The organism is Candidatus Rokuibacteriota bacterium (assembly GCA_016188005.1).
Taxonomy (GTDB): domain Bacteria; phylum Methylomirabilota; class Methylomirabilia; order Rokubacteriales; family CSP1-6; genus UBA12499.
In genome coordinates, this window is record JACPIQ010000112.1 from 21,857 (window position 1) to 47,332 (window position 25,476).

27 protein-coding genes are annotated in these 25,476 nt (G+C 70.0%); 21 read left to right on the forward strand and 6 right to left on the reverse strand.

The annotated features are described in order from the left end of the window. Window positions 1-3 precede the first annotated feature (3 nt). The 13 genes from atpG (at window position 4) to HYV93_21830 (ending at window position 10,295) form a co-directional block, all read left to right on the forward strand. Window positions 4-879 (forward strand): ATP synthase F1 subunit gamma, encoded by an 876-nt coding sequence (atpG, locus tag HYV93_21770; protein MBI2528596.1) that lies wholly within the window; start codon window positions 4-6, stop codon window positions 877-879. A gap of 187 nt (window positions 880-1,066) precedes the next feature. Continuing rightward, window positions 1,067-2,488 carry a F0F1 ATP synthase subunit beta gene (atpD, locus tag HYV93_21775; protein MBI2528597.1) on the forward strand — a complete coding sequence of 474 codons (1,422 nt, stop codon included), beginning with the start codon at window positions 1,067-1,069 and terminating at the stop codon, window positions 2,486-2,488. Further along, window positions 2,488-2,916: a F0F1 ATP synthase subunit epsilon gene (locus HYV93_21780; GenBank protein MBI2528598.1), complete on the forward strand. Its 429-nt coding sequence runs from the start codon at window positions 2,488-2,490 to the stop codon at window positions 2,914-2,916. Before atpD ends, HYV93_21780 begins: the two co-directional genes overlap by 1 nt. 172 nt (window positions 2,917-3,088) lie before the next feature. Next, the gene (locus HYV93_21785; GenBank protein ID MBI2528599.1) at window positions 3,089-3,475 is read left to right on the forward strand and encodes a response regulator; all 387 of its coding nucleotides are present in this window, start codon (window positions 3,089-3,091) and stop codon (window positions 3,473-3,475) included. Further along, window positions 3,460-4,215 (forward strand): HD-GYP domain-containing protein, encoded by a 756-nt coding sequence (locus HYV93_21790; protein ID MBI2528600.1) that lies wholly within the window; start codon window positions 3,460-3,462, stop codon window positions 4,213-4,215. The genes HYV93_21785 and HYV93_21790 overlap by 16 nt, the downstream gene beginning before the upstream one ends. A gap of 61 nt (window positions 4,216-4,276) precedes the next feature. Then, on the forward strand, window positions 4,277-5,020 hold the full coding sequence (locus HYV93_21795) for a hypothetical protein (protein MBI2528601.1): 744 nt from the start codon (window positions 4,277-4,279) through the stop codon (window positions 5,018-5,020). Next, window positions 5,017-6,537 (forward strand): hypothetical protein, encoded by a 1,521-nt coding sequence (locus HYV93_21800; GenBank protein ID MBI2528602.1) that lies wholly within the window; start codon window positions 5,017-5,019, stop codon window positions 6,535-6,537. The genes HYV93_21795 and HYV93_21800 overlap by 4 nt, the downstream gene beginning before the upstream one ends. Window positions 6,538-6,599: 62 nt before the next feature. Continuing rightward, a complete protein-coding gene (locus HYV93_21805) occupies window positions 6,600-6,878 on the forward strand; it encodes a DUF507 family protein (protein MBI2528603.1) in 279 nt (92 codons plus the stop codon). Between the two features lie 5 nt (window positions 6,879-6,883). After that, entirely contained in the window at window positions 6,884-7,171 is a 288-nt protein-coding gene (locus HYV93_21810; GenBank protein MBI2528604.1) for a DUF507 family protein, read from the forward strand. After that, window positions 7,168-7,773: a UbiX family flavin prenyltransferase gene (locus HYV93_21815; GenBank protein MBI2528605.1), complete on the forward strand. Its 606-nt coding sequence runs from the start codon at window positions 7,168-7,170 to the stop codon at window positions 7,771-7,773. The genes HYV93_21810 and HYV93_21815 overlap by 4 nt, the downstream gene beginning before the upstream one ends. A gap of 28 nt (window positions 7,774-7,801) precedes the next feature. Next, window positions 7,802-8,551 carry a glycosyltransferase family 2 protein gene (locus HYV93_21820; GenBank protein ID MBI2528606.1) on the forward strand — a complete coding sequence of 250 codons (750 nt, stop codon included), beginning with the start codon at window positions 7,802-7,804 and terminating at the stop codon, window positions 8,549-8,551. A 133-nt stretch (window positions 8,552-8,684) separates the two neighbouring features. Next, window positions 8,685-9,659, forward strand: coding sequence for a Gfo/Idh/MocA family oxidoreductase (locus tag HYV93_21825; protein MBI2528607.1), 975 nt, complete (start codon window positions 8,685-8,687; stop codon window positions 9,657-9,659). Window positions 9,660-9,713: 54 nt separating this feature from the next. Next, window positions 9,714-10,295, forward strand: coding sequence for a VTT domain-containing protein (locus HYV93_21830; protein MBI2528608.1), 582 nt, complete (start codon window positions 9,714-9,716; stop codon window positions 10,293-10,295). A gap of 43 nt (window positions 10,296-10,338) precedes the next feature. On the opposite strand, the gene HYV93_21835 is transcribed toward HYV93_21830, so the two are convergent. Genes HYV93_21835 through HYV93_21855 form a run of 5 tightly spaced genes read right to left on the reverse strand, consistent with a single transcriptional unit; the run spans window position 10,339 to window position 15,059 of the window. Further along, window positions 10,339-11,610 (reverse strand): MFS transporter, encoded by a 1,272-nt coding sequence (locus HYV93_21835; GenBank protein ID MBI2528609.1) that lies wholly within the window; start codon window positions 11,608-11,610, stop codon window positions 10,339-10,341. A gap of 28 nt (window positions 11,611-11,638) precedes the next feature. Next, complete coding sequence (locus HYV93_21840; protein MBI2528610.1) at window positions 11,639-12,430, reverse strand: glucose 1-dehydrogenase; 792 nt, start codon at window positions 12,428-12,430, stop codon at window positions 11,639-11,641. A 2-nt stretch (window positions 12,431-12,432) separates the two neighbouring features. Further along, complete coding sequence (locus HYV93_21845; protein MBI2528611.1) at window positions 12,433-13,206, reverse strand: 5-oxoprolinase subunit PxpA; 774 nt, start codon at window positions 13,204-13,206, stop codon at window positions 12,433-12,435. A gap of 25 nt (window positions 13,207-13,231) precedes the next feature. Further along, window positions 13,232-14,242 (reverse strand): biotin-dependent carboxyltransferase, encoded by a 1,011-nt coding sequence (locus tag HYV93_21850; protein MBI2528612.1) that lies wholly within the window; start codon window positions 14,240-14,242, stop codon window positions 13,232-13,234. After that, the gene (locus tag HYV93_21855) at window positions 14,235-15,059 is read right to left on the reverse strand and encodes an allophanate hydrolase subunit 1 (protein ID MBI2528613.1); all 825 of its coding nucleotides are present in this window, start codon (window positions 15,057-15,059) and stop codon (window positions 14,235-14,237) included. Before HYV93_21855 ends, HYV93_21850 begins: the two co-directional genes overlap by 8 nt. Before the next feature lie 125 nt (window positions 15,060-15,184). Between HYV93_21855 and HYV93_21860 the strand changes: the two genes are divergently transcribed. Next, entirely contained in the window at window positions 15,185-16,654 is a 1,470-nt protein-coding gene (locus tag HYV93_21860) for a sigma 54-interacting transcriptional regulator (GenBank protein MBI2528614.1), read from the forward strand. Window positions 16,655-16,820: 166 nt separating this feature from the next. Here HYV93_21860 and HYV93_21865 read toward each other — a convergent pair whose 3' ends face one another. Continuing rightward, on the reverse strand, window positions 16,821-18,158 hold the full coding sequence (locus tag HYV93_21865; GenBank protein ID MBI2528615.1) for an aminopeptidase P family protein: 1,338 nt from the start codon (window positions 18,156-18,158) through the stop codon (window positions 16,821-16,823). 313 nt (window positions 18,159-18,471) lie between these two features. On the opposite strand from HYV93_21865, the gene HYV93_21870 reads away from it, so the two are divergent. The 7 genes from HYV93_21870 (at window position 18,472) to HYV93_21900 (ending at window position 25,460) form a co-directional block, all read left to right on the forward strand. After that, on the forward strand, window positions 18,472-19,764 hold the full coding sequence (locus tag HYV93_21870; protein MBI2528616.1) for a Tm-1-like ATP-binding domain-containing protein: 1,293 nt from the start codon (window positions 18,472-18,474) through the stop codon (window positions 19,762-19,764). Next, entirely contained in the window at window positions 19,757-20,680 is a 924-nt protein-coding gene (locus HYV93_21875) for a hypothetical protein (protein ID MBI2528617.1), read from the forward strand. Before HYV93_21870 ends, HYV93_21875 begins: the two co-directional genes overlap by 8 nt. A gap of 232 nt (window positions 20,681-20,912) precedes the next feature. Further along, entirely contained in the window at window positions 20,913-22,127 is a 1,215-nt protein-coding gene (locus tag HYV93_21880) for an amino acid ABC transporter substrate-binding protein (protein ID MBI2528618.1), read from the forward strand. A 69-nt stretch (window positions 22,128-22,196) separates the two neighbouring features. Further along, a complete protein-coding gene (locus HYV93_21885) occupies window positions 22,197-23,069 on the forward strand; it encodes a branched-chain amino acid ABC transporter permease (GenBank protein ID MBI2528619.1) in 873 nt (290 codons plus the stop codon). Window positions 23,070-23,138: 69 nt separating this feature from the next. Next, window positions 23,139-24,017 (forward strand): branched-chain amino acid ABC transporter permease, encoded by an 879-nt coding sequence (locus HYV93_21890; GenBank protein ID MBI2528620.1) that lies wholly within the window; start codon window positions 23,139-23,141, stop codon window positions 24,015-24,017. Further along, complete coding sequence (locus tag HYV93_21895) at window positions 24,017-24,739, forward strand: ABC transporter ATP-binding protein (protein MBI2528621.1); 723 nt, start codon at window positions 24,017-24,019, stop codon at window positions 24,737-24,739. The genes HYV93_21890 and HYV93_21895 overlap by 1 nt, the downstream gene beginning before the upstream one ends. Beyond that, window positions 24,729-25,460: an ABC transporter ATP-binding protein gene (locus HYV93_21900; GenBank protein ID MBI2528622.1), complete on the forward strand. Its 732-nt coding sequence runs from the start codon at window positions 24,729-24,731 to the stop codon at window positions 25,458-25,460. The genes HYV93_21895 and HYV93_21900 overlap by 11 nt, the downstream gene beginning before the upstream one ends. Window positions 25,461-25,476 lie beyond the last annotated feature (16 nt).

Genomic DNA, 25,476 nt, shown 5'->3' on the forward strand with positions numbered 1-25,476 from the left:
GCCATGGCGACGCTGCGGGACATCCAGCGCAGGATCCGGTCGGTCCAGTCCACCCAGAAGATCACCCGCGCCATGAAGCTGGTGGCGGCCTCCAAGCTCCGGCGTGCCCAGGAGCGGCTCATCGAGGCGCGCCCCTATGCCCACAAGATGCGCGAGCTGCTCGGCAGCCTCGTCGCGCGCGCCGGCGAGGAAGCGCATCCGCTGCTGGCCCGGCGGGCCACGGGGCGGCGGCGCCTCGTCATCGTCACCGCCGACAAGGGGCTGTGTGGCGCCTTCAACTCCAATGTTCTCCGGGCCTCGCTTCAGTTCCTGCGCGAGGCAGGGGAGGTCGACGTGACCCTGGTGGTGGTGGGCAAGAAGTCGCGCGACTTCTACCGCCGGCGGCGGTGGGCCGTGAAGTCGGAGATGTTGGGGTTCTTCGACCGGCTGGCGTTCTCCCATGCGCGCGAGCTGGCCGACGGGCTCATGCAGGGCTATCTCGCCGAGGAGGTGGACGAGGTCCACCTGATCTACAACGAGTTCCGGTCGGTGGCCGTCCAGCGCGTCAGGCGGGGGCAGCTCCTCCCCATCCAGGCCGACGGGGCGGGGGCGGGGGACGGGGCACCAGCCGATTACATCTACGAGCCGAGCGCCGAGGCCATCCTCGCCTCGCTCCTGCCGCGGCACGTGACCACCCAGGTCTACCGCGCGTTGATGGAGTCGGTGGCGGGCGAGCACGGGGCCAGGATGACTGCCATGGAGGCGGCCACCAAGAACGCCAAGGAGATGATCGGTGTGCTCACGATCCAGTACAACAAGGCGCGGCAGGAGCGGATCACCAAGGAACTCCTGGACATCGTCGGCGGGGCCGAAGCCCTCCGCCAGTCCGCCGAGGCGTAGGGCTCGGCAGGAGGGCGGGTAACGAGGGCCCCGGCCGGGCGTCCCGCCCGTCCCGACCACGGTCAACATGCCGCAGGCGTGGGTGGACAGGACGGGAGGTCGGGGGGCCGGCGGTGGCCCCGACCCTTTCGACCACGGTCAACATGCCGTAGGCATGTTGAGGATGAAGAGGACATAGGAGCCAGGAATGAACCAGGGCAAGATCGTTCAGGTGATCGGACCGGTGGTGGACGTGGAGTTCGAGCCCGGCCAGCTGCCGCCGATCTACAACGCGCTGGAGGTGCCGGGAGCCGGCAGCACCGACATCTTCGCCTACTCGTCGAAGCTGGTCCTCGAGGTGGCCCAGCATCTCGGCGAGAGCCAGGTGCGCGCCGTCGCCATGGCGTCCACCGAGGGCCTCTCCCGCGGCACGCCCGTCGTGGACACGGGCCAGCCCATCTCCATCCCCGTGGGCAAGGAGACGCTGGGGCGGATCCTGAACATCACCGGCGAGGCGGTGGACAAGGGGGGCCCCGTCAAGGCCAGCAAGTTCTACCCGATCCACCGCCCCGCGCCGGCCTTCGACCAGCAGTCCACCAAGGTGGAGATGTTCGAGACGGGGATCAAGGTCGTTGACCTCCTCGAGCCCTACACCAAGGGCGGCAAGACGGGGCTCTTCGGCGGCGCGGGCGTGGGCAAGACCGTGCTCATCATGGAGCTGATCAACAACATCGCCAAGCAGCACGGCGGCATCTCGGTCTTCGCCGGGGTGGGAGAGCGGACGCGCGAGGGCAACGACCTCTGGCACGAGATGAAGGAATCGGGCGTCATCGAGAAGACTGCCCTCATCTTCGGCCAGATGACCGAGCCGCCGGGCTCGCGGCTCCGCGTCGGCCTCACCGGCGTCACCTCGGCCGAGTACTTCCGGGACGAGGAGGGGCAGGACGTGCTCCTCTTCATCGACAACATCTTTCGCTTCACCCAGGCCGGGAGCGAGGTCTCGGCGCTGCTGGGCCGCATGCCCTCGGCGGTGGGCTACCAGCCGACGCTCGGCACGGAGATGGGCGCCCTCCAGGAGCGCATCACCTCCACCAAGCGCGGGTCCATCACCTCGGTGCAGGCCATCTACGTTCCCGCCGACGACATCACCGACCCGGCCCCGGCGACGGCCTTCGCCCATCTCGACGCGACGACCGTGCTCTCGCGCCAGATCGCCGAGCTGGGCATCTACCCCGCCGTGGACCCGCTGGCTTCCACCTCCCGCATCCTCGACCCCGTCATCCTCGGGGCGGAGCACTACGGGACGGCCCGGGCGGTCCAGTCCACGCTACAGCGCTACAAGGACCTCCAGGACATCATCGCCATCCTCGGCATGGAGGAGCTGTCCGACGAGGACAAGCTCATCGTGGCCCGGGCACGCAAGATCCAGCGCTTCCTCTCGCAGCCCTTCTTCGTGGCCGAGGCCTTCACCGGCCAGCAGGGCCGCTACGTCAAGCTGCCGGACACGATCCGCGGCTTCAAGGAGATCGTCGAGGGCAAGCACGACGACCTGCCGGAGCAGGCCTTCTACATGGTGGGCGGCATCGACGAGGCGGCCGAGAAGGCCCGCCGGATGCGGGAGGTCAAGTAGTGCGGCTCGAGCTGGCAACGCCCACGCAGCAGCTCGTGTCCGCCGACGTGGACGAGGTCGTCGCCCCCGGCAGCGAGGGATACTTCGGCGTGCTCCCGGGGCATGCGCCCTTCCTCACCACGCTCGGCGCGGGCGAGGTGAGCTACCGCCACGGGCGCGAGGAGACCTATATCGCCGTCATCGGCGGCTTCGCCGAGGTCCAGGGCGACCGCGTGATGATCCTCGCCGAGGTCGCGGAGCGGCCCGAGGACATCGACCGCGAACGCGCCGAGCGGGCGCGCCAGCGGGCCGAGCAGCGGCTCGCGGGGAGACACCCGGCCCCGCCATCGCCGGCCGGTGAGAGGGAGATCGACTACACGCGCGCCGTCGCGGCGCTGGCGCGCGCGCTGGCGCGGCTGCAAGTCGCCGGGCGCGCCGGCCGCAGGTAGCGGGCCGCTCGGAACCGAGCCGAGACCTCGGGGTCTGGCGCTGCCCAGCCAGCAGTGCAGCCCTCGTGCCGCACTGCACAGCCCACTGGGCAGTTAGCGGCGGCCCCCCGCGCTAATCCCCTGATTTCCCTGCGTCACGGGACTGGCATGTTCCTCGCTCTCCTGGCTCAGCATGACCACCATCCTCGTGGCGGACGATGAGCCCCCGATCCTCGAGTTGATCCGCTTCACCCTGGAGGACGAGCAGGTGCGCGTGGTCGAAGCCAGGGGCGGCCTCGAAGCCCTCCGCGTGGCCCAGGCCGTGAGGCCTGAGCTCTGTTTCCTGGACGTGCGGATGCCGGACCTCGACGGCCTCGCCCTCTGCCGGCTCCTGCGGCAGGATCCGGCGCTGGCCGGCAGCCGGATCGTCATGCTCACCGCGGCCAGCCAGGAGGCCGATCGTGTCCGGGGCCTCGCGGCGGGGGCGGACGGCTACCTGACCAAGCCTTTCTCCCCGCTGGCGCTTTACTCATTGGTCCGATCGCTCCTGCCCGAGGCGGTGGCATGGCCGGACACGTAGCGCTGGCCCAGGCGCTGTCCTATGCTCGGGACCTCAAGGTTCTCCACCAGGCCTCGCGGGCCCGGGAGCGCGAGCTGGCCCAGGCCAATCAGCGACTGCGGGCGGCGCACCGCCAGACGCTCAGGTACGCCGAGGACCTCAAGCGGACGCATGGGCGGGTCGAGCGTGTCTTCCTCCACAGCCTCCAGGCCCTGGCCCATGCCCTGGAGGCGAGAGACCAGTACACGCGGGGCCATTCCGAGCGCGTGGCGGCGCTCGGCCGCTCGCTGGCGCTCGCGGCGGGGCTGGCCGCGCCGGTGGCGGAGCTGCTGGCCCAGGCCGCGCGGCTCCACGATCTGGGGAAGATCGGCATTCCTGAAGTGGTGCTGAGAAAACCGGGGCCCCTCACCGCGGCGGAGTGGGAGACCATGCGCGAGCACCCGCTGACCGGCGCGCGCATCCTCGCCCCGCTCGAGTTCTTCGTCGAAGGGGCGAGCATCGTCCGCCACCATCATGAGCGGCAGGACGGCTCGGGGTACCCCGACGGACTCTTGGGAGCCGGCATCCCCCTGGGCGCCCGGATCGTTGCTGTGGTGGATGTGTACGACGCCCTCACCTCGGACCGGCCGTACCGGCCCGGCCTCTCTCACGAGGCCGCGCTGCGGCGGCTCCAGCGTGAATCCGGCCGCACGCTGGACGGCGATCTCGTCACGCTGTTCGTGGGTCTCGTGGGCGATGCGCCTCCTGCACGCGCCCTTTGAGGCAGAGGCCCGCGCTGCGCGCCGGCCGCTCTTGCGGCCCCTTCTGGCGGTCGCGGGGGCGATGCTCCTGCTGGTGGCCCTGGGCCGCCGGCTCGAGCTCGGGAGCGAGGCACTGGGGGCCCTGGGGCGCCCCCTGCAGGGCGCGGCCCTCCACGGCGGGCTCATCGCGGTGGGCTGGCTCATCGCGCTGGGTGGCCAGCCGGGATGGCAGGGCCCCGCGCTGCGTCTGGCGGCTGCGCTGCTCGCGGCCTTCACGCTCAGCGGGCTTGGCGCCTGGGGGAGCGCCGGGCATGCCCTGCTGCCCTTCATGCTGGTCTGGGAGGGCCGTCGTCATCCGGCGCTGGGGCGGATCGGGCTCCTGGCCCCAGAGCCTCGCCGCAGCCTCCTCCTGGGACTGGCCTCCGGGACCTTTCTCGGCGGCCACCTCCTCGTCTCCACCTCGCAGACCCTCGGGTATGCGGTGCGCATGCCGCGCGGCGGCGCCTATCTCGCGGCCGTGGCCTATGACGTGGGAGCCAATGCGCTGTCGGCCGAGTGGCTCTTCCGGGGAGCCCTCTTCTCCCACTGGTGGCATCGCTGGGGATTCTGGGGGGCGGCCGTGGCCTCGACGTCCCTGGGGCTCGTGCGCTACCTGCTGGATCCCTGGCTGCCGCGCACGGTGGAGGTCGGCGCGGGCGCCGTGTTCTATCTGGCAGCGCTGGGTCTCTGCGCCTCGGCGCTACGCGCATGGAGCGGGAGCCTCCTGCCCGGCTACCTGGCCAGCATCGCCTTCTTCGCCGCCTACCGGACGCTCGTGGTGGGGTGACGGCGCAGCTCTCGCTGCTCCTCGCGCTCACTGGCGTCATCGTCTGGGCGGGGGACGGAGCCATGGTTACGCTGCGCCATCTCTATCTCCTTCCCACGCTCTGGGCGGCTTTCGCCTCGGGGACGCCCGGGGGTTGTCTCACTGGGCTTCTGGCAGGATTCCTCCAGGCCCCACTCGTGCTGCCGGGAATCGAGCGCACCGGGCTCACCGCAGGCGCCGTCGACGGGCTGGTCGCGCTGGCCACGCCCCTGGCCTCGGGCTGGGTCGTGGGGCGTCTGCGCGATCAGTCGCGCGCCCGGGCGCAGAGACTGGGGGCACTCCTCGAGATCCAGCAGGGGCTGGCGCGCGATGGGCCCCTCGACGCGCGACTGGAGGAGGTGGCCGAGCGCATGCGGGTGGCCCTGGGGGCCGAGCGCGCAGGGCTCGCAGTCGGCACCGGAGACAGCCCGGCCGTGGTGAGCGCGCCTCCGGGCGCCCGCCTCGATCCGCGCTCGGCCATGGCATGGACCCTGCGCGGCGGCGGGCCCGTCACGACTCGCGACCTTGCCGGGGATGAGCGCTTCGGCCAGGCGCCGTCGCCGGGGCCCGCGCCACGGCGTGGCCTGGTTCTCCCGCTCGACTCGGGAGCGGGGCGGGTGGGGGCGCTGGCGCTCGAGTGGAGGGGCGAGCTGACCCCGGGCATGCGCGTGGCCGCCCATGAGATGGCGATGCACCTGGCGCTCGGCATCGAGAATGCGCGGCTGATGCTGCTCCAGCGCCGCTTCGCGCTCGAGCTCGAGGACAAGATCCTGGCCGCGACCGAGCGGCTACGCGAGCTGGACCGGGCGAAATCGGACTTCCTGTCGGTGGTGTCTCACGAGCTCCGTACCCCGCTCACAGCGCTCCAGGGCTTCAGCGAGCTACTCCTGTCCCGGAGCGTGCCGCCGGCGCAGGCCCGCCGCTTCATCGGCCACCTCCACAGTGAGGCCGAGCGGCTCGGACGGATCGTGAGCGAGCTCCTGGACCTCTCGCGGATCGAGGCGGGGCGCCCCGAGGCGCTGCGCCGCGAGCCCGTGGCTCTCGGTGAGCTGGTGGAGCGAAACCTGGAGCTCTTCGCCGAGAGCCACCCGCGTCACCGCTTCCGCTGGGGGCCGGCCAGCGGCCTGGTCCCGGTCGCGGGGGACCGCGACGCGCTGGATCGGGTGCTGAAGAATCTCCTCTCCAACGCGGTCAAGTACTCCCCCGGAGGGGGCGCGGTCACGGTCAGCGCCGGGCCCGCCCCGGGACTGGACGGGGTGATGGAGCTGGCGGTAGAGGACGAGGGGGTGGGGATTCCGCCAGAGGCCCTGCCGCGGATCTTCGACAAGTATGTCCGCGTCCCGCATCCGGGCACGGCCAGCGCCAGGGGGCTCGGTCTTGGCCTGGCCCTCGTGAAGGCCATGGCCGAGGCCCATGGGGGCAGTGTGGGAGTGGCGAGCTGCCCGGGGCAAGGCTCACGGTTCCGGGTCCTCCTGCCTGCCTGGCCACGGGAGTTTTAGCCGATTTTCCGCAGAGTTCGGCTTGACACCCTTTGCCGCGGACGTGTAGTCTTGACCTCGGCATGGGGCGCAAGGACGAGCTGGCGGGACGGATGGCGGAGGCGGTGCTCAAGCGCCTCGTGGGGCGAAGGCTCATCGAGACGAGGGACGAGGCCCGAGCCCGTGACGCCGTCCGCCGGATCCTGTCCGAGAACCTCCTGGCCGAGGAGAAGCTCGACGCCGACGCGCGGGCCCTGATGCAGGACCACGCCAAGGAAATCCGGGACTCGGCCTACGACTACAATCGGCTCTTCACCCTGGTCAAGGGCAAGCTGGCCCGGGAGCGGGGGTTCACGCTGTGACGCGCATGAGCCGGGAACGCCTCTTCACCCTGGCCGACCGCATCGTGGCCGAGCTCGGGACCACGGAGGGCGTGGTCATCAAGGCTCTGGCCGACGAGCGGACGCGCGGCCATCTCCGCACCGAGGTTTTCCGCGTGCTGGAGGACGAGGCGAAGCTCGAGGACTCCATCGACCAGGAGGTCCGCCGCACCCTGTCCAGCTATGCCCGCCCATCCCCCGAGGGGAGCGCCGAATGGGAGGTGCTCTACCACAAGACGCGCGACGAGGTGTTCCGGCGCCGGTTCAGGCTATGAGACGCATCGTCGTCGGGCTCAGCGGAGCCTCCGGTGCCATCTACGGCATCCGCCTCCTCGACCTGCTCCGGGGCATGGCCGGGGTCGAGACCCACCTCGTCATCTCCGAGGCCGCCAAGCGCACCATCGCCGAGGAGACGGACCGGAGCCTGCGGGACGTCGAGGCGCTGGCCACGCGGCGCTACAGCGACAGGGACATCGGTGCGGCCATCGCCTCTGGCTCCTTCACCACCGACGGCATGGTCATCGTCCCCTGCAGCATCAAGTCGGCCTCCGCGGTGGCGCACTGCGCGGCGAGCACCCTCCTGGCGCGGGCGGCGGACGTCACCCTCAAGGAAGGCCGGCCGCTGATCCTCGTGGTGCGCGAGACGCCGCTGCATCTCGGGCATCTCCGCGTGCTCACGGCCTGCTGCGAGATGGGGGCGGTGATCCTGCCGCCCATGCCCGCCTTCTACAACCGGCCGAAGCACATCGACGACCTCATCGATCACACCCTGGCCCGGGTGCTCGACCGCCTGCGCCTGCCGCACCGGCTGGTGCCGGAGTGGCAGGGTACCGCTCCCTCGGCTGAGCCTCCGGGCGCCTCGCCCGCGCGCGGGTGAGCGCGCCGGCGCCCCCCGGGATCCGCCCATGACGAGCGCGCCCGAGCTGTCCATCGTCGTGCCCGTGTACAACGAGGAGGACAACCTCCCGCTCCTGTGGCCCGAGCTCCGCGAGGTCATGGCCGGTACCGACCTGCGCTACGAGGTCGTGTTCGTGGACGACGGCAGCCAGGACCGGAGCGCCGAGATCGTCCGCGACTTCCGCGAGCAGGACCCGCGCGTGCGGCTCGTCAGGCTCAAGGCCAATGCAGGGGAGACGGCCGCCACGGACGCGGGCCTCAGGACCGCGCGCGGCCGCTGGGTGGTCGTGATGGACGCCGATCTCCAGAATGACCCGCACGACATCCCGGCGATGCTCGGCCATCTCGAGCACTGGGATGCCGTGACGGGCTGGCGCGTGAATCGCGGGGCCGGCGACTCCCTCGTGCGGCGCCTCTCCTCGCGCATCGCCAACCGGGTGCGCAACGCGCTCAGCGACGAGACGATCCAGGACAGCGGTTGCACCTTCCGCGCCTTCCGGCGCGAGTGCCTCGCCGACCTCGTGCTCTACAAGGGCTTCCACCGCTTCATCCCCACGCTCCTCAAGATGCGGGGCTTCCGCGTGCTCGAGATCCCGGTCAACCACCGTCCGCGCCGCTTCGGCCAGTCCAAGTACGGCATCGGCAATCGCGCTTTCCGCGCCTTCTACGACCTCCTGGTGGTGCGCTGGATGAAGGACCGGCTCCTGCGCTACGAGGTCGCCGAGGATCTCGCGGGCGATGACAGCGCGCCCCGATGAGCCCCGCAGGGGCGAAGAGGCCTAACCGCCACGCGGTGTCCTCCACGTTCAGGCGAGCTGAGATGAGCCCCGCAGGGGCGAAGAGGCCCGGCCGCAACCCGACGTCCTCCACGTTACAGCGAGATCAAGAACGATGAAGCTGCTCCTGGTCGGGCTGGGGCGCTGGGGCGAGAAGCACCTGCGCGTGCTCCAGGAGTTGGGCGTCGAGCTGTGGGTGGCGGACCTGTCCCCGGAGCGGCGGGCCTTCGCCGTCAGGGCCGGCGTGGACCCCGCGCGGGCGGTGGAGGACATCAGACGGGCGCTGCCCCACGTGGAGGCCGTGGACCTGGTCACGCCCGCCGACAGCCACGTCGCGTTGGCCCGGGCGTGTCTCGAGGCCGGGCGCCACTGCTTCGTCGAGAAGCCACTCACCCTGACCGTCGCCGAGGGGCGGGAGCTGGCGCGGGTCGTGCGCGCCACGGGGCGCGTCCTCCAGGTGGGACACATCTTCCGCTTCCACCCTGTCACCGCGGTGTTGCAGGCGGAACTCGCCGGCGGCGCCGTCGGTCCCGTGCGCTACGCGACCGGGCGCTTCGCCGGCTTCAAGCGGCCGCGCACGGATGTCGGCGTCACGCAGACCGATGCCATCCACTACTTCGACCTCTTCGCCCATCTGCTGGGGCGGCGGCCCACCGCGGTGACGGCCACGCTCTCCGACCACCTCGGGCGGGGGCTGGACGACTGCTCCTTCGCCACGGTCGAGTACGCCGGCGTCCCGGCGTTCGTCGAGGCGGGCTACTTCGCCCCAGGGACATTTCGCGACTGCGTCATCGTCGGCGCGCGGGCAACGCTCAGCGCGGATTTCGGCTCGTCGGAGGTCACCGTCCACGAGAACCGCCACATCCAGGGCCCCGGCGGCTGGCAGGCGCCCGAGGGCCCGCGCCGGGCCGTCAAGGCCGCAGGGCCCGAGCCGCTGCGCCGCGAGCTCGAGCTCTTCCTGGACGCCGTGGCGCGCGGCGGGCCGCCGGCGGTGGACGTCGAGGCCGGGCTTGCGGCGCTCGAGACAGTGGAAGCGGCCCGCCTTTCCTCACGCCTTGGCCGCCGCGTGGCGCTCGCCGAGCTCGGCTAGGCGCGGGACGGCGCCGCGCAGGTGGAGTTCCTCGCGGGGATCCTCGACGGGAGCATGTCCCTGGCCGATCTCATCCGCTGGGGCGGCTACACCGTGCTCGTCGCCATCGTCTTCTGCGAGACGGGGCTGCTCGTGGGCTTCTTCCTGCCGGGCGACTCGCTCCTGATCACCTCCGGGCTCGTCGCCGCGGCCGGCACGCTCGACATCTGGTGGCTCAACCTCCTGCTCATGGCGGCCGCCATCGCCGGGGACAGCGTCGGCTATGCCATCGGCAGGAGGACCGGGCCCCGGGTCTTCACCCGGGAGGACTCCCTCCTGTTCAACCGCCGCCACCTGGTCCGCACCCGCGAGTTCTACGAGCGCTACGGCGGCAAGACGATCGTCATCGCCCGGTTCGTGCCCATCATCCGCACCTTCGCGCCCGTGGTGGCGGGGGTGGGGCAGATGCGGTACCGGCGGTTCGTCTTCTACAACGTCTTCGGCGGGGTCGGCTGGGTGGCCAGCATGACCTGGGCGGGGTACCTGCTGGGCAGCGTGATCCCGAACATCTCGAACTACATCCACCTCGTGGTGGGCATCGTCATCGTGCTCTCCGTGATCCCCATCGCCGTCGAGATCCTCAGGGCCAGGCGCTAGTGCTAGTGGGGGTCAGGTCTTGCATTCCGACATCGGCAAGGGGCTACGTGGCGGTTTTCAAGACCTGACCCCCTCTGCGCAGGGCATGGGCCTCCGGCAGGCGGTGAAGGGCCACGGCCGAGGCGGCGGCCAGCACCCCTGCGGCCCCCAGCGTGACGAAGGCCCAGCCCCAGCCAGCAGCGCCGCCGCCCCCGCCGCCGTGCAGATCGAGCACCCAGCCGAAGACGAGCGGCGCCGCCGCCCCCGCCCCATAGCCGGTGAGCGAGCGCAGCGCCAGCGCGGCGCCGCGGTAGGCGGGCGCCACGACCTCGGTGATGGCCGTCGAGTAGATCGGTGAGTCCCCGAGTGCGGCGAAGCCATAGACGAGCCCCACTGCCACGACGATCCAGACCGGACCTCCGATCAGCCAGCCGAAGACGAGCGAACAGAGCGCGCTCAGCGCCGCCATGACGAAGATGACCTGCGTCCGGCCGAAGCGGTCGGCGAGCACACCGGCGGCGAGCGAGGCCACCATCCCGGTGATGTGGAAGAGCCCGCTCACCGATGAGCCGAGGCCCGCGGCCTGAGCCGAGGCGACGCCGGAGGCGGCCAGGCAGGCAGCCAGGAAGGCCGGGGTCCACGCCCACATGCCGAGCAGCTCCCAGGCGTGCCACGTGTAGCCCGTGATCACGAGCATCGCCCGGCGGTTGCGCAGCACCGCACCCGTGATCTTCTGGTCGGCGCTCCGCTTCGCCACGCGGTTGGGCGTCTGTCGCGTCACCGCCCAGACCATGAGGCCGCCCAGCACGGGGCCGAGGCAGGTGAGGACGAAGGCCAGCTGGTAGCCCCCGCGCGGGATGGCCACGCCGGTGAGCACCAAAGCCAGCGCGAGAGCCAGGGAGTGGCCGCCCAGCAGATACCCCATGGCCCGCCCGCGCCGCGCGACGGGGACGTGCTCGGCCACGAGCAGGATGCCTGTCGTGTAGGTCCCCCCGAGGGCCAGCGCCAGCAGCGTGTAGGACAGGAGCCCCGACCAGTAGCCCCGTGCGACGAGGGCGAAGAGCATGGCGGTCGCTGCCGAGGCCCAGGAGGCGGCGACGAAGACGCGGCGCGCCCCGATGCGGTCGGCCAGCTCGGAGCAGCCGAGGAGCGAGAGCGCATAGACGATCTGGAAGCTCGAGGCGATGCTGCCCGCAGCAGTGGCCGACATCTGCCACTCCCGCTGGAGCACGGGGAGGGCCGCCGCATAGCTGATGTAGACCATGAAGCCGCCGACCCGGGACAGGCAGAGCCCGAACAGCCAGGGATCGCTTCCGGGGGCGAAGCGCCCCGGCATCAGTCGATGCCCGCCGCGAGGGGAGACCTCACCACACCGAGTACCCGCCGTCCACGAACATGATCTGGCCGGTCACGAAGTCCGCGGCGTCGGAGGCGAGGTAGACCACGGCCGTGGCCGTGTCGTTCACCTGCCCGAGCCGGCCCAGGGGGTAGGACTTGGCCAGCAGCCGCTTCCCCGCCTCGCGGTCCCCCGGCGCGCCGGCCTGCTGGGCCATGTAGTCGTAGAGGACGTCGTTCAGCGGCGTGACGACGTTGCCCGGGGCCACGGCATTGACGTTGATGCGGTGGGGCGCCAGCTCGATGGCCAGCGCCCGCGTGAGCCCGTGAATGGCCATCTTGGTGACGCAGTAGGCGACGGCGCTGGGGACGCCGTAGGCCCCGAAGATCGAGCCCGTGTGGATGAGCTTGCCCTTACCGCGCTTCTTCATCTCGGGCACCACCCGGCGGGCGCAGAGAAAGGCGCCCGTCACGTTGGTGGCCAGATGCCGGTTCCACATCTCGTCGCTGGTCTCCTCCAGCGGGGCCATCTGCATGAGCCCGGCATTGTTGAAGGCGATGTCCACCCCGCCGAGCTCATCCACCGCGGCCCGGACCAGCCTGTCCACGTCCTCGGGGCTGGTCACATCGGCGCGCACCGGAACGGCCCGGCGTCCGAGCCGGATGATCCGGTCGGCCAGCGCCTCGAGCTCGGCCATGTGGGTATGCCCCTGGATGACCAGGTCGGCGCCGGCCTCGGCCAGCGCCAGGGCGGCGGCCTGGCCGATGCCGGACGAGGCCCCCGTGACCAGCGCCACGCGATCGTCGAGTCGAATGTCCATGCTCACGTCTCCTCGGTCAGCATGCGCGTCAGGGGGACGACCTCGATCCCCTCGGCCGCGAGGCGCGCCCGGACAGCCCGGGCCACCTCCAGCGCGTTCGGGGCATCCCCATGGACGCAGATCGTCGGCACCTCCACGCTCAGCACGGAGCCGTCCACAGCCGGCAGCCTGCGCTCCCGCGTGATGCGCACGGCGCGGTCCGCCACCTCGGCGGGATCCCAGGACTGCTTGGCCCGCTCGAGCACCGGGAAACCATTGGGCTGATACGCGAGGTCCACGTACCCTTCCGGCACGGCCCGCATCCCGGTGGCCGCCACGGCGGCCGCCACCGCCGGCCCACCGAGGATGGCGACGAGCGCCGGATCGAGGGCGCGCATGGCGCCCAGCAGCGCCAGCGCGTACTCCTCGCTCTCCCCGCACATGGCGAAGAGCGCCCCGTGGGGCTTGACATGGCCGAGGCGAAGCCCGGCCGCCTCCACGAAGGCGCGGAGGGCTCCGACCTGGTAGAGGACGCAATCGCGGAGCTCATCGGCCGTGATCGCCATCCGCCTCCTGCCGAAGCCGAGCACGTCCGGCAGGGCGACATGCGCCCCGATCTCCACGCCCGCCCCGGCCGCCAGCTCGACGGTGCGCCGCATCACGTGGGGGTCGCCAGCATGAAAACCGCAGGCGATGTTGATGGTCGGGACGAGTTCCATCAGGGGGCCGTCGTGACCCAGTGTCCAGCGCCCGTAGCTTTCGCCCATGTCGCAGTTGAGGTTGACTTGCCTCCGCATCCTGTCTCCCGCGCCGGCTCGCGCCTCAGGGGGTGATGATGCTCGTCTCGGCGATGGAGCCCTCCAGCGCCCGGAGGGCAAGGACGGCCTCGTCGGTGGACACCGCCTCGAAGCGGGTGATCTGGCCGGGGCGCGTCTGGCCCACCTGGCGGAGATCGGCGCTGATCACCGTCGCGATCTTCGCATAGCCGCCGAGGCTCGGGCCATCCACGTGCAGCACGATGGGCTCGACCCCGCCGGGCACCTGTATGCCCCCGACCGGGATCGTGTCGTCCACGATGTTCGAGGGATCGGCCCCCGCCTGCTCCACGAGATAGGCCGGGCGGGACCTGAATGCAAGGGGCGGCCCGATGTAGCGGCAGCCCATCCGGTCTGAGGTGGGCGACAGGCGCCAGTCATGGGCGAGGAAGGTCTCGATGCTCTCGGGGAGGAAGAGGTCGTCCTGCGGGCCCAGGACCACCCGCACCCGCCAGCGGTCGCCAAGGGCCGGGAGGAGATCTGACCGCAGCCGCCGCCCCTCGAGCTCGCTCGCCGGACGGCTCGCTGGAAAGCTCCTGAGCAGGTCGCCCGCCTTGAGCGGCCGTCCCTCCACGCCGCCGACGAAGGCGCGGACATTGGTGGCGCGGCTGCCGGCGAAGAGCGGGACGTCGATGCCACCGGCCACAGCCAGATAGGCCCGCGCCCCGCTCCGCGCCCGGGCGAAGGCCAGCTCGTCGCCCGGCTGCACCCTCAGACACTGCCACATGGGCAGTGGACGGCCGTTGAGCGTCGCCGACAGGTCGGCGCCCGTGCCGGCGATCGCCGTCTCGGCGAGCACCCTGAGCTTGAGCCCCGAGAGGAGGACCTCGATACCGGCCGCACCCGGCCGCCGGCCCACGAGGTAGGGGCCGCCGGGATCGTTGCCGACGAGGAGATTGGCGATGCCGAGGGAGAAGCGATCAGCCGGTCCCGACGGGGGCATGCCCGTCGCCAGATACCCGGGGCGGCCGACGTCCTGGATCGTGGACTGGAGCCCGCCGGCCAGCACCTCAAGCATGGCCCCTCCTCGCGAGGTACTCCCGCAGGTTGAACGTCTCCTCGCGGATCTGGTACCGGTAGACCCCGGCCTCCACCTCGCGCCTGATCTCCCAGTACGTGGCCTCGTCGATGGGCACATAGCTGTGGCGATCGCCCACACGCGGGAGCACAGGGCCCTCGGCGAAGGCCGGGTTGCGCTGCCGGGGGTCGTAGAGCTCGACCGGCGTGCGGCCCAGCAGCTGATAGCCTCCGGGGCTGGCGATGGGATAGAAGGAGGTGAGCTGGCCGGCGATGCAGAGGATCCGCTCCGGCGTCCAGCGGCGCGGCCGCTGGTACTTCGGGGCGGTGAGGGCTTTCGAGGGATCGAGCGGCATCGCCTGGTAACAGGCCGGGGTGAAGCCCACGGCCGAGACCCAGTGGTCAGTCCCCGAATGAGTGCGGATCACCTCTGCCGCCGTCATGGAGTTGATCTCGGCCAGGAACTCGACATTGTTCGGAGCCCCATGGGCCGCGGCGCAGTCCCGCGACCAGGGGTCGTCGTACCAGATGGGGATGGTGACATGCCGGGAGGGCAGTGCCTCGATCTCCTGCACCTCCCGCTCGAGATCCTCGAGGCGGGCGACCAGCTCCTGCCGGCTCACGGTGAAGGGATCGTAGACGATGCCCAGCGAGCGGTTGGTCGGGATAGCCTCGGTCACCCCGGCAAGCCCATGGGCCTTCAAGGCGCTGTCGAGGGCAATCACCCGGAAGTTGAGCGGGAGGCTCAGCTCGTCCCCGAACTCCACGGTCAGGTACAGATCCCCAAGGGGCCGGTACCGCGCCTGGGTATAGATCATCCGGTGCGCCCCCTCTTCTCCATCACCGTGCCATTGCAATCATGAAATGGACCGTGTTAGAAGTGAAACGCCAGCTCATGGGCCCAAGCGCCCCAGCCCGGAGGTGAGCTGGAGGAGGGAACACCATGGCACGCGAGGTGATACGCGAGATCCGTCACCAGGGGGCCGAGCAGAATCCCCGCCTGCCCGTCACCTCCACCGGGATCAACCCCTGCGAGCACTTCGACGCTCTGCTCAATGCCTCCTTCGACGGCTTCGTGGTGGTGGATGCCCACGGCACGGTGCTCAAGGTCAACAAGGCCTATGTCCGCATCGCCGGGCTCCGCGAGGAGGACATCGTCAACCAGAACATGGCGGCCGTGGTCAAGAAGGGTGTCCTCAAGCACTCGGTGAGCCAGGAGGTCATCAAGCGGCGCATCCCCATCACGATGATGCACACCTACCCGACGGGGAGTACGGCCCTGGTCACGGGAACGCCGGTGTTCGACGAGGACGGCCAGCTGGTGCTCGTCATCGTCAATGTCCGGGACATCACCCAGCTGAACAAGCTGCGCGAGCGCCTGGGGCAGCAGGCGGTGGCCGGCGAGCCCAACGAGTCCATCTTCCTCAGCCCCGAGTACGCCGACCTGCCCACCTTCAACCTGGTGATCCACAGCGACAAGATGAAGCGCTGCCTCTGGTCGGCCCTGAAGGTCGCCAAGTACGACTCTCCCGTCCTCATCCTCGGGGAATCCGGGGTGGGCAAGGGGCGCTTCGCCAGACTCATCCACGACGGCAGTCTGCAGCGGGGCGGCCCATTCGTCCACCTCAACTGCGGGGCCATCCCAGAGCCGCTGGTGGAGTCGGAGCTCTTCGGCTACGAGCGGGGGGCCTTCACGGGGGCGCTCAGCACCGGCAAGCCGGGGCAGTTCGAGCTGGCCCAGAACGGGACCATCTTTCTGGACGAGATCGGCGAGCTGAGCCTCAGCCTGCAGGTCAAGCTGCTCAACGTCATCGAGGAGAAGCGGGTCCAGCGCGTCGGCGGGCGCCACTCCATCGCCATCAACGCGCGCCTCGTGGCGGCCACCAACCGTGACCTCAAGGCGATGGTGACCGAGGGGCGGTTCCGGGAGGACCTCTATTTCCGCCTCAACGTGGTCCCCCTGAGGATCCCTGCCCTGCGGGAGCGCCCCGAGGACATCCCGGTCATGCTCACGACCTTCCTCGAGTCGCTCTCCCGGAAGTACGGAGTGCGGAAACGGCTGGCCCCGGAGGTGCTCCAGGCGTTGAGCGACTACCACTACCCGGGCAATGTCCGGGAGCTCGAGAACATCCTGGAGCGGCTGGCCATCCTCTCGGACGGCGAGGAGATCCACGCCTCGCACCTGAGCCTCTGCGCCTTCGAGGCGGCGGGCCGGGACGTGGCCGTGGACACGACGCTCGTGTCCGGGCTCGGCGACATGGCCGATCTCTTCGAGGCGCGTGTCCTGCGCCAGGCTCTCGATCAGTGCCGGACGCTGCGGGAGGCTGCCGGGAGGCTCGGGATCAGCGTGCCGACGCTCTGGCGGAAGCTGCGCAAGCACAAGCTCCAGGTGGCCCGCGCCGTCAAGGGATAGAGGCCGGGTGGGGCCGTGAAGGCGTACGGCGGCACCGGGCGGGCGGCTCGAGAAGGTCCAGATGCGAGGCGGCGCCCGACGGCCGCACGCGAGGCGTACTCTCTGTACGTTGAGCGTGCGGCCGAGGGCGCCAACGACGCAGATGGGCCTTCTCGAGCCGCCCGCGCTAGACCAGCGGGACCTCGAGGATCTCGCCGACGGGGAACTTCGTCATCACCTCCACGCCGGTCTTGGTGACCCGGATCATCTCCTCGATGCGCACGCCGTGCTTTCCCGGCCGGCCGTGCTGAGTCTCGATGGCGAAGGTCATGTTCTCTTCCAGCGGGATGTCTGGCGGGTTCAGCGACACCTCGCGCCAGATGATGGGAGGCTCGTAGAGGGTGAGCCCGATGCCATGGGCCCAGTTGCTGCCCGCCGTCTGGTCCTCGCTGACGATGTGGATGTCCTTCCAGACCTCGGGGCCCGACGGCCACTTCTCGGCGACCTCGCGCGTGGTGACGCCGGGCTTGATGATGTTGATGGCGTCGTAGAGCCAGTCCAGCGCCAGCTGGTAGTCGTCCTTCGCCTCCTGGGGGGCCTTGCCGCAGCTGTACGTCCGGTAGACGCAGGTCTTGTAGCCCATGTAGGAGGTGTTGTAGGTGTCCATGTAGACGACATCCCCGGCCCGGATGATGCGGTCGCTCTCGTCCCGCGGGTTCGGCCAGCCGAAGGGGCCCGAGGTCACGAAGATGCCGGAGTAGACGCGGGCGCCGAGATCATAGGCGGTCTTGTGCGCGATGCCGCAGAGCTCGCTCTCCTTGACGCCCGGGCGGATGGCCCGCGCGACGGCGCCGAACATGGCATCCGAGATGGTGGCCGCCATGCGCTGGCACTCGATCTCGTCCCGATTCTTGATCCGGCGCGCCTCGAGCATCGCGGCGGCCCCGTCCGGGCTCACCTTGATGCCCAGCCGCTGGAACTCGGCGACGATGCCCGGGTCCCAGACGTCCATGGCCAGCGTCTCCTTCTCGACGCCGGCCTGCTTGAGGTCGTCCACGATCTGCTGGCAGAACTTCTTCTGCTGCTGCTCGTGGCCGGCCGGTCCCATCACGCGCCCGATCCAGCCGGCGCCGGTCATGGCCACCTTGACCTTGTGGAGCCACGGGGCCATCTGGCGGGCGTGGTAGCCGATCTCGCCCTGCTCGTAGAGGATCGGGCTGTCCTTGGTGGCCGGGAAGAGGGAGTAGCGGAGCCCCGAGGCCGGCGTCGTCCAGTACGCGTTCCAGGTGGAGGTCATGTAGCGCATGTTCCACTCGTTGATGGAGAGGATGGCGCCGAGCTTCATCCCCTCCATCTGCTGCTTGACCCGCCCCATGCGGTAGCGCCGCATCCGGTCCATGTTGATCCGCTCTTCCCAGTCCACCGACTGGGTGCCGAACGGAACCCGGCCCTCGTAGTCGTCGAGAACAGGCCACTCGAACTTGAGGCTCGGATCGTCCATTGCCGCCTTGCTCACAGGTGTCATGCCCTTCCCTCCATCGGTGTGGTGTTGTCCTCCGCCGCCGCTGCACAAGCTGGCGGCGTCATTCGCCGCCATCCCCGGGGCAGCAATCGACATGCCACGCCCCGGCGGAGACCGGCTACGCGGCACTCTGACAGCAGTCCGCGGCCTTTGCGTGAATCCCGGCCGGGCTGCCACCGGCTGCGGAGAAGAGGCAGGGTTTCAGAAGTGAAAAGGATCGAATGGTCACGCAAAGGGAACGGGGCCCGATTTCGGCGTGTTCGGCCCGGAATGGAAATGGAACGGTTCGTGCTGCAGTCTGGAACTTCGGGGACCCATGCTCGTCATCCCATCGAAGCGCCCAGAGCGGCCCGTGATCGCCGTGAGCACGCTGGACACGAAGGGACCCGAGACCGCGTACCTGGCGGAGCGGATCCGCGAGGGCGGCCTCGAGGTCCTGGTGGTGGACTCGGGCATACTCGGCGAGCCCCGGGGGATCACCCCCGACATCTCGCACGCCCAGGTCGCCGAGGCCGCGGGCAGCACGCTCGGGGCGGTGAGGAGTACTGGTGCGCGCGGCGCCGCCGTGGAGATCATGGCCCGGGGGCTCTCCCGCATCCTGGCCGAGCTCCATGCTGGCGGCCGCTGCGGCGGAGTGGTCGCGCTGGGCGGCGCCGAGGGTGGCGTCATGGCCGCCCGGGCCATGCAGGCCCTGCCGCTGGGGGTGCCCAAGCTCATCGTCACCCCGGTGGCGGCCGGTCGGCGGACCTTCGGCCCCTTCGTCGGCCTCAGGGACGTGATGCTCATGCACTCTGTGGTGGACATTCTTGGGCTCAACTCGGTGAGCCGCGCCATCTTCGACAATGCCGCTGGCGCCATCAGCGGGATGGTCAGGGCGCGCGCCGCGCGACCCGCAGAGGGGGGCGACGAGCGCCTGGTCGGGATCACCATGCTGGGGAACACCACCCCTGCGGTGATGCGGATCGCCGCGGGCCTCGAGGCGGCGGGCCTGACGCCACTGATCTTCCACTCCAACGGGGTCGGGGGGTCGTGCATGGAGGAAATGATTGCCGCGGGACGGCTCGCCGGGGTCATCGACTTCACCACCAACGAGCTCACTGACGAGCTGGTGGGCGGGATCTACGCGGCGGGCCCGGATCGGCTCGAGGCCGCCTCGCGCCACGGCGTCCCCCAGGTCGTCGTCCCGGGCTGCGTGGACTTCTTCGTGGCAGGCCCTCGGGAGTCCGTCCCGCCCCAGTGGCGCGCGCGGCCCCAGTACCACCACAACCCCGTCTTCACGCTGATCCGGGCCAGCCGCGAGGAGATGGCCGAGGTGGGACGGATCATGGCCGCCAAGCTCGGCGCCTCGCGGGGCCCCGTTGCCGTGGCCGTGCCGCTGGGGGGGCTGTCCATCCCGAATGCGCCGGGCGGCGTCTTCCACGCCCCGGAGGTCGACGCCGCCTTCCTCGCCGCGCTCAAGCGCGACCTCCGCCCGGACATCCCCGTGGTCGAGGTGCCCGCGCACATCAACGCCCCCCGCTTCGCCGAGACCGTCCTCGACCTGTTCCTCCGGGTCATGCGCGCGCCTGCGGCCGGAGGCCGGGTCGTGGAAGAGCCCCGCGATGCCTAGCGTGGAGGCGCGCGGAGGCCGGGCACCGCTGCGGGCCCTCTTCGTCCTGACGCCTCCCGAATCGAAGCGGCTCATCGCCAAGGCCGTCGCCCGGCTGCCCGAGGTCGAGCGCGCCAGGCGGGAGGGGGAGATCGTCATCGGCCACGGGGCCACCAACGTCTACGTGGTCGAGGAGATCTTCGGGGAATGCCCCGACCGGGACCGGTACCTGTCGGGTCTGATCGTCAACCGCATCCTCTGCGTGACGCAGGCGGAGGAGAAGCCCTCGATGCTCGTGTGGCGGCAGGGGGTGCGGGTGGCGCCCGCGGCGACCATGGACGAGACGCTCCGGGGCTTCGGCGCGGGGTCGGTGTTCGTCAAGGGCGCCAATGCCGTGGACCGGGAGGGCAATGTCGGCATCCTGATGGCCAATCCTGGCGGCGGGACCATCGGCTGGAGCTACGGTATCCTGAGCGCGCGGGGCTGCCGGCTCATCGTGCCCGTGGGGCTCGAGAAGCTGGTCCCCTCGGTGCGGGAGGCGGCGCGTCTGTGCGGACAGGACACGTACTACTATTGCCAGGGGATCAGGGTCGGGATGATTCCCATCATGAACGCGACGGTGGTCACGGAGATCGAGGCCCTGCGGATCCTCTTCGACCTGCGGGCCACGCATGTCGGCGGCGGCGGCCTCGGCGATTCCCAGGGCGCCGTTGTCCTGGTGGCGGAGGGGGAGCAGGGGCCCCTCGACCGCGCCATCGCGCTCATCGAGTCGATCAAGGGGGAGCCGTCGCTGGCGCCGAGGAAATCGGCCTGCAGCAACTGCCTGCCCACTATCCTGGTTCACACAGATGAGGGGGTTCGGCGCGAGGTCAAGCACTGCATGTTCCAGGGACTCGGGGAGGAGGAGTTGCCTGCCTTCATCCGAGGGACGGAGTGAGGGCGAAACGCTGGGCCCTTGCGCGCGGGGGCCGATTCGGTGTATACGCTTCGCCGTCTCCGGGGATGGGGCACCCGGCGGCGGAATCGCCCAGGCCATGACGGCCGGGTGTGGGCCTCGGAAGCGTGCGCGGCGCCTAAGGGCATCGACTCAAAGGGGAGGAAAACCGATGGCTTGGCACGGACAGAGCGGAACGCGGAGACGCTGGATCGTGGGGGTACTGATCGGGGTGATGGCGCTCGGAGCGGCCTGGGCGCCGGCGGCGCAGGCCGCCGACCCCATCAAGATCGGCTTCGGCATGGCGCTCACGGGGGCGCTGGCCGGCAACGGGAAGGCCGCCCTCATGTCCATGCAGATGTGGGCCGAGGACGTGAACAAGAAGGGCGGCCTCCTGGGCCGGCCTGTGGAGCTGGTGTACTACGACGACCAGACGAAGCCGGCGGCCGTCCCCGGCATCTACACGAAGCTCCTGGACGTGGACAAGGTGAACTTCGTCGTTTCCGGTTACGGGACCAACGTGATCGCCCCGCTCATGCCCATCGCCGTCGAGCGCAATCTCCTGCTCATGGGCCTCTTCGGGATGGCGAACAACGAGAAGACCAAGTACAAGAACTACTTCCAGATCATGCCGTCGGGACCGGAGCCTGCGCTGGGCTGGTCCCAGGGCTTCTTCGAGGTGGCGGCCAAGCAGCAGCCCAAGCCGCAGACCATCGCGCTGGTGGGCGCCGACGCCGAGTACCCGCACAACGCGCTGGCCGGGGCCCGGGAGCATGTCAAGCACTACGGCTTCAAGGTAGTCTACGATGGCAAGTACCCGCCTTCCACGGTGGACTACACGCCCATCGTCCGCGCCATCAAGGCCACCAACCCCGACCTCGTCTACGTGGCCTCCTACCCGCCTGACACCGCCGGCATCATCCAGGCGGTGCACGAGGTGGGGCTGCCGGTGAAGATGTTCGGCGGCGGGATGGTGGGGCTGCAGTTCGCCGCGCTCCAGACCAAGCTCGGCCCGAAGCTGAACGGCGTGATGAACTACGAGTTCTACGTGCCCGAGCCCACGCTGAGCTTCCCGGGCATCAACGAGTTCCTGGCCCGCTACCAGGCCCAGGCCGAGAAGGCCGGCGTTGACCCGCTGGGGCATTACATTCCGCCCTTCGCCTACGCCTACGTCCAGGTCCTGGGCCAGGCCGTGGAGGCCACCAAGAGTGTGGACCAGAAGAAGGTCGCCGACTACATCCGGGCGAACGAGTTCAACACCATCGTCGGCAAGGTGCGGTTCGCACCCAACGGTGAGTGGGCCAAGTCGCGCGTGCTCATGGTGCAGTTCCAGAACGTCAAGGGCAGCGACGTCGCCCAGTTCAAGAAGGCCGGCACGCGCGTGGTGCTCTACCCCGAGGAGTCGAAGTCCGGCACCCTGATCTATCCCTTCTCGAAGGTCCTGAAGTAGGAAGGGATCGCCCTCCGTCTCCGGGGGCCGCGCGCTGAGGCGCGGCCCCCGGCGCGTGGCGAGCGCCTCATGTTCTCCCTCGACCTGCTCCTGAACGCCATCGTGGCCGGCATCCTGATCGGCGGCTTCTACGCCGCCGTGAGCCTGGGCATCTCGGTCTCGTTCGGCCTCTTGGATGTCGTCAACATCGCGCACCCGTCCTTCGTCATCCTGGGCTCCTACACCGCCTACGCGATGAACCGCTTCTTCGGCTTCGACCCCCTCCTCACGGGATTGCTCTTCACCCCGATCTTCTATGCCCTCGGCGTGGTGGTGTACCGCCTCTATTACCTGGGTTTCGAGCGCAAGGGGGAGGAGTCGCTGCGCGGGCTGGTCTTCTTCTTCGGGGTGCTCTTCATCGTCGAGGTGGCGCTGCTCCTGGCCTACGGGGTGGACTACCGCATGATCGAGGCCGGCTACGTGGGCCAGTCCTTCCACATCGGCGTGGTGGGGATCGCCTTCCGCCTGCTCCTGCCCTGCCTCGTCGGGCTCATGATCACCGTGGCCCTGCATCTCTTCCTCTCGAAGACCTTCTACGGCCGGGCCATCAAGGCGGTGTCGCAGGACAGCCAGGCGCTCCGCCTCATGGGCGTCAACCCGGTGAAGATCAAGCGGATCGCCTTCGCCCTGTCCATCGCCACCGCGAGCCTGGCCGGCGCGCTCCTGATCCTCATCGGGCCGGTGGAGCCCTCCATCGGCCGGGAGTACATCGGGCGGGTCTTCGCCATCGTCGTGCTCGGCGGCATGGGCAGCATCAGCGGGACACTGGCGGCCTCCGTGATCCTCGGCGTGGTGGAGAGCCTCACCGCCACCTTCTCCGGGCCCAGCTGGGCCCCGGCCGTGTCCTTCGGGATCCTGCTCGTCGTCCTGGCGGTCAGGCCGGCCGGCCTCTTCGGGAGATAGGGCGTGAGGAAGACCGTTCCGCTCTGGGTCGTCCTGGGTGTGGTCGTGGCGGCGTTCCTGTTCACCCGCATGGGCGGGAACCGCTACATCTACTTCGCCGGCTACGTCGTCCTCCAGTACATCGTGCTCGCCACCGCGTGGAACGTGCTCGGGGGCTACACCGGCTACGTCAACTTCGGCACGGCGGCCTTCTTCGCCACGGGCGCCTACTCCGCGCTGGTCCTCATCCTCGCCTTCAACGCGACGCTGCCCTTTCAGATCCTGGCGGGGGCGCTCGCCGCCGGGCTGCTGGGGCTCGGCATCGGGTACCTCACGCTCCGCCTCCGCGGGGTCTTCTTCTCCATCGCCACGCTCGCGCTGTCCGTGGTGCTCCAGACCGTGGTCTCGAACTGGGAGTACGTCGGGGGAGGCAAGGGCCTCAGCATCATCAGGCCCAAGCCCCCGGCGCTGTTCCCCAGCCACGCCGAGTACCTCTTCGTGGTGATGGTGCTCCTCGCCGCGGCGTCGGTGGCGCTGGCCTGGTGGATCGAGCATTCCTGGGTGGGCCGGGGGCTGGCCGCCATCCGCGACAACGAGGAGGCGGCCGAGTGCATGGGCGTCCCCACGCTCAGGCTCAAGCTCTTCGCCACCACGCTGAGCGGCTGCCTGATGGGGGTGGCCGGGACGCCCTTTCCCTACTACGTGACTCTCGTGGAGCCGGGCTCGGTCTTCAGCCTCGACTACGCGGTGAACAGCCTGGCCATGCCGATGATCGGCGGGACGACGACGTGGGTCGGCCCCATCATCGGGGCCGTCCTGCTCGGCACCGCCCAGCAGGTGGCCACGGTCACGATCTCCTCGGAGCTGAACCTCCTCATCGTGGGCATCGTCCTCGTGGCCTTCGTCATGCTGGCGCCGCAAGGGATCGTCGGCCTGGTCCAGCGGCTCTTCCGGCGGAGGGGCGCCTGATGGCGACCCTCCTGGAGGCTCGCGGCGTGACGAAGCGCTTCGGCGGCTTCACGGCGCTCAACGAGGTCACCCTGGAGGTGCGGGAGGGGGAGCGCCTGGGCCTGATCGGTCCGAACGGCTCCGGGAAGACCACGCTCATCAACTGCATCTCCGGCGCCCTCCGGAACGAGGGCGGGGCGATCCTCTTTCGCGGGAAGGACATCACGGCCCTGCCCGCCCATCGTCGCACGCGGCTGGGCATCTGCCGGAGCTTCCAGATCCCGCGGCCCTTCACCAGCATGACCGTGCTCGAGAACCTCGGCATCCCCCTGGAGTACGCGGCCTACGAGCAGGTCTCGCGCGCCGACGCGCCCGGCGAGGCCCTGGAGATCCTGCGGCTCATGGGACTCGAGGCGAAGGCCCACGCGCGGACCGGCGACCTCACCCAGATCGACATGCGGAGGCTGGAGCTGGCCCGGGCCATGGCCGCCAAGCCGAGGCTCTTGATCTCGGACGAGGCCATGGCGGGGCTCTCCAGCGCCGAGGTGGACGCCCTCCTGCCCATCCTGTTCGCGCTCAACGAGCGGGGGATCACGATCATCATGATCGAGCACATCATGCGAGCGGTGATGCGCTTCTCGCAGCGCATCGCCGTCCTCGACGCCGGTGAGAAGATCGCCGAGGGCACCCCCGAGGAGATCGTGAACAACAAGCGCGTGGAGAAGGCGTACCTTGGCGAATAGGCTCGTCGTCACGGACGTCCACGCCGGCTATGGCGCGGTGCGGGTGCTCCACGGGGTCTCGGTCGAGGCCAACGGCGGGGAGACGGTGGTGCTCCTCGGCACCAACGGCAACGGCAAGAGCACCCTGATCAAGTGCATCATGGGCCTGGTCCAGCCCTCGAGCGGCGAGATCTTCCTGGAAGTGGACGGGCGACGCATCGACCTCGTGGGCCGGTCCCCCGAGGACATCGTGAGCCTCGGCGTCACGCTCGTCCCCGAGGGGCGCCGCCTCTTCCCGAAGCTCACGGTGGAGGAGAACCTGCTGCTCGGGGCCTACCGGAGCGCGGCGCGCCGGGACATCGGCCGCAATCTGACATCCGCGTTCGAAGCGTTCCCGATCCTCCGGGAGCGGAGGCGGCAGCTCGCGGGCAGCATGAGCGGCGGGGAGCAGCAGATGCTGGCCGTGGCCCGCGCGCTGATGTCCTCGCCGAAGATCCTGCTGGTGGACGAGCCGTCCGTGGGGCTGGCCCCCATCCTCGTCAGCCGGGTCATCGCGACCATCAAGCAGCTGAAGGAGCGGCACGACCTCACGGTGCTCATGGCCGAGCAGAACTTCAACCAGGCCACCAAGATCGCCGACCGCGGGTACATCATCGTCCACGGCAAGATCGAGTTCGAGGGCCGGAGCACCCGCGAGCTCGCCGAGAACGAGCTCGTGAAGAAGTACTACCTGGGCGTCTGATCACATGGGGGGCCTC

Coding starts and splice junctions, on each gene's coding strand:
- atpG (MBI2528596.1), top strand. CDS start 4: ATGGCGACGCTGCGGGACATCCAGCGCAGGATCCGGTCGGTCCAGTCC.
- atpD (MBI2528597.1), top strand. CDS start 1,067: ATGAACCAGGGCAAGATCGTTCAGGTGATCGGACCGGTGGTGGACGTG.
- HYV93_21785 (MBI2528599.1), top strand. CDS start 3,089: ATGACCACCATCCTCGTGGCGGACGATGAGCCCCCGATCCTCGAGTTG.
- HYV93_21790 (MBI2528600.1), top strand. CDS start 3,460: ATGGCCGGACACGTAGCGCTGGCCCAGGCGCTGTCCTATGCTCGGGAC.
- HYV93_21795 (MBI2528601.1), top strand. CDS start 4,277: ATGCTCCTGCTGGTGGCCCTGGGCCGCCGGCTCGAGCTCGGGAGCGAG.
- HYV93_21805 (MBI2528603.1), top strand. CDS start 6,600: ATGGGGCGCAAGGACGAGCTGGCGGGACGGATGGCGGAGGCGGTGCTC.
- HYV93_21810 (MBI2528604.1), top strand. CDS start 6,884: ATGAGCCGGGAACGCCTCTTCACCCTGGCCGACCGCATCGTGGCCGAG.
- HYV93_21815 (MBI2528605.1), top strand. CDS start 7,168: ATGAGACGCATCGTCGTCGGGCTCAGCGGAGCCTCCGGTGCCATCTAC.
- HYV93_21820 (MBI2528606.1), top strand. CDS start 7,802: ATGACGAGCGCGCCCGAGCTGTCCATCGTCGTGCCCGTGTACAACGAG.
- HYV93_21825 (MBI2528607.1), top strand. CDS start 8,685: ATGAAGCTGCTCCTGGTCGGGCTGGGGCGCTGGGGCGAGAAGCACCTG.
- HYV93_21830 (MBI2528608.1), top strand. CDS start 9,714: ATGTCCCTGGCCGATCTCATCCGCTGGGGCGGCTACACCGTGCTCGTC.
- HYV93_21835 (MBI2528609.1), bottom strand. CDS start 11,610: ATGCCGGGGCGCTTCGCCCCCGGAAGCGATCCCTGGCTGTTCGGGCTC.
- HYV93_21840 (MBI2528610.1), bottom strand. CDS start 12,430: ATGGACATTCGACTCGACGATCGCGTGGCGCTGGTCACGGGGGCCTCG.
- HYV93_21845 (MBI2528611.1), bottom strand. CDS start 13,206: ATGCGGAGGCAAGTCAACCTCAACTGCGACATGGGCGAAAGCTACGGG.
- HYV93_21850 (MBI2528612.1), bottom strand. CDS start 14,242: ATGCTTGAGGTGCTGGCCGGCGGGCTCCAGTCCACGATCCAGGACGTC.
- HYV93_21855 (MBI2528613.1), bottom strand. CDS start 15,059: ATGATCTATACCCAGGCGCGGTACCGGCCCCTTGGGGATCTGTACCTG.
- HYV93_21860 (MBI2528614.1), top strand. CDS start 15,185: ATGGCACGCGAGGTGATACGCGAGATCCGTCACCAGGGGGCCGAGCAG.
- HYV93_21865 (MBI2528615.1), bottom strand. CDS start 18,158: ATGACACCTGTGAGCAAGGCGGCAATGGACGATCCGAGCCTCAAGTTC.
- HYV93_21870 (MBI2528616.1), top strand. CDS start 18,472: ATGCTCGTCATCCCATCGAAGCGCCCAGAGCGGCCCGTGATCGCCGTG.
- HYV93_21875 (MBI2528617.1), top strand. CDS start 19,757: ATGCCTAGCGTGGAGGCGCGCGGAGGCCGGGCACCGCTGCGGGCCCTC.
- HYV93_21880 (MBI2528618.1), top strand. CDS start 20,913: ATGGCGCTCGGAGCGGCCTGGGCGCCGGCGGCGCAGGCCGCCGACCCC.
- HYV93_21885 (MBI2528619.1), top strand. CDS start 22,197: ATGTTCTCCCTCGACCTGCTCCTGAACGCCATCGTGGCCGGCATCCTG.
- HYV93_21890 (MBI2528620.1), top strand. CDS start 23,139: ATGGGCGGGAACCGCTACATCTACTTCGCCGGCTACGTCGTCCTCCAG.
- HYV93_21895 (MBI2528621.1), top strand. CDS start 24,017: ATGGCGACCCTCCTGGAGGCTCGCGGCGTGACGAAGCGCTTCGGCGGC.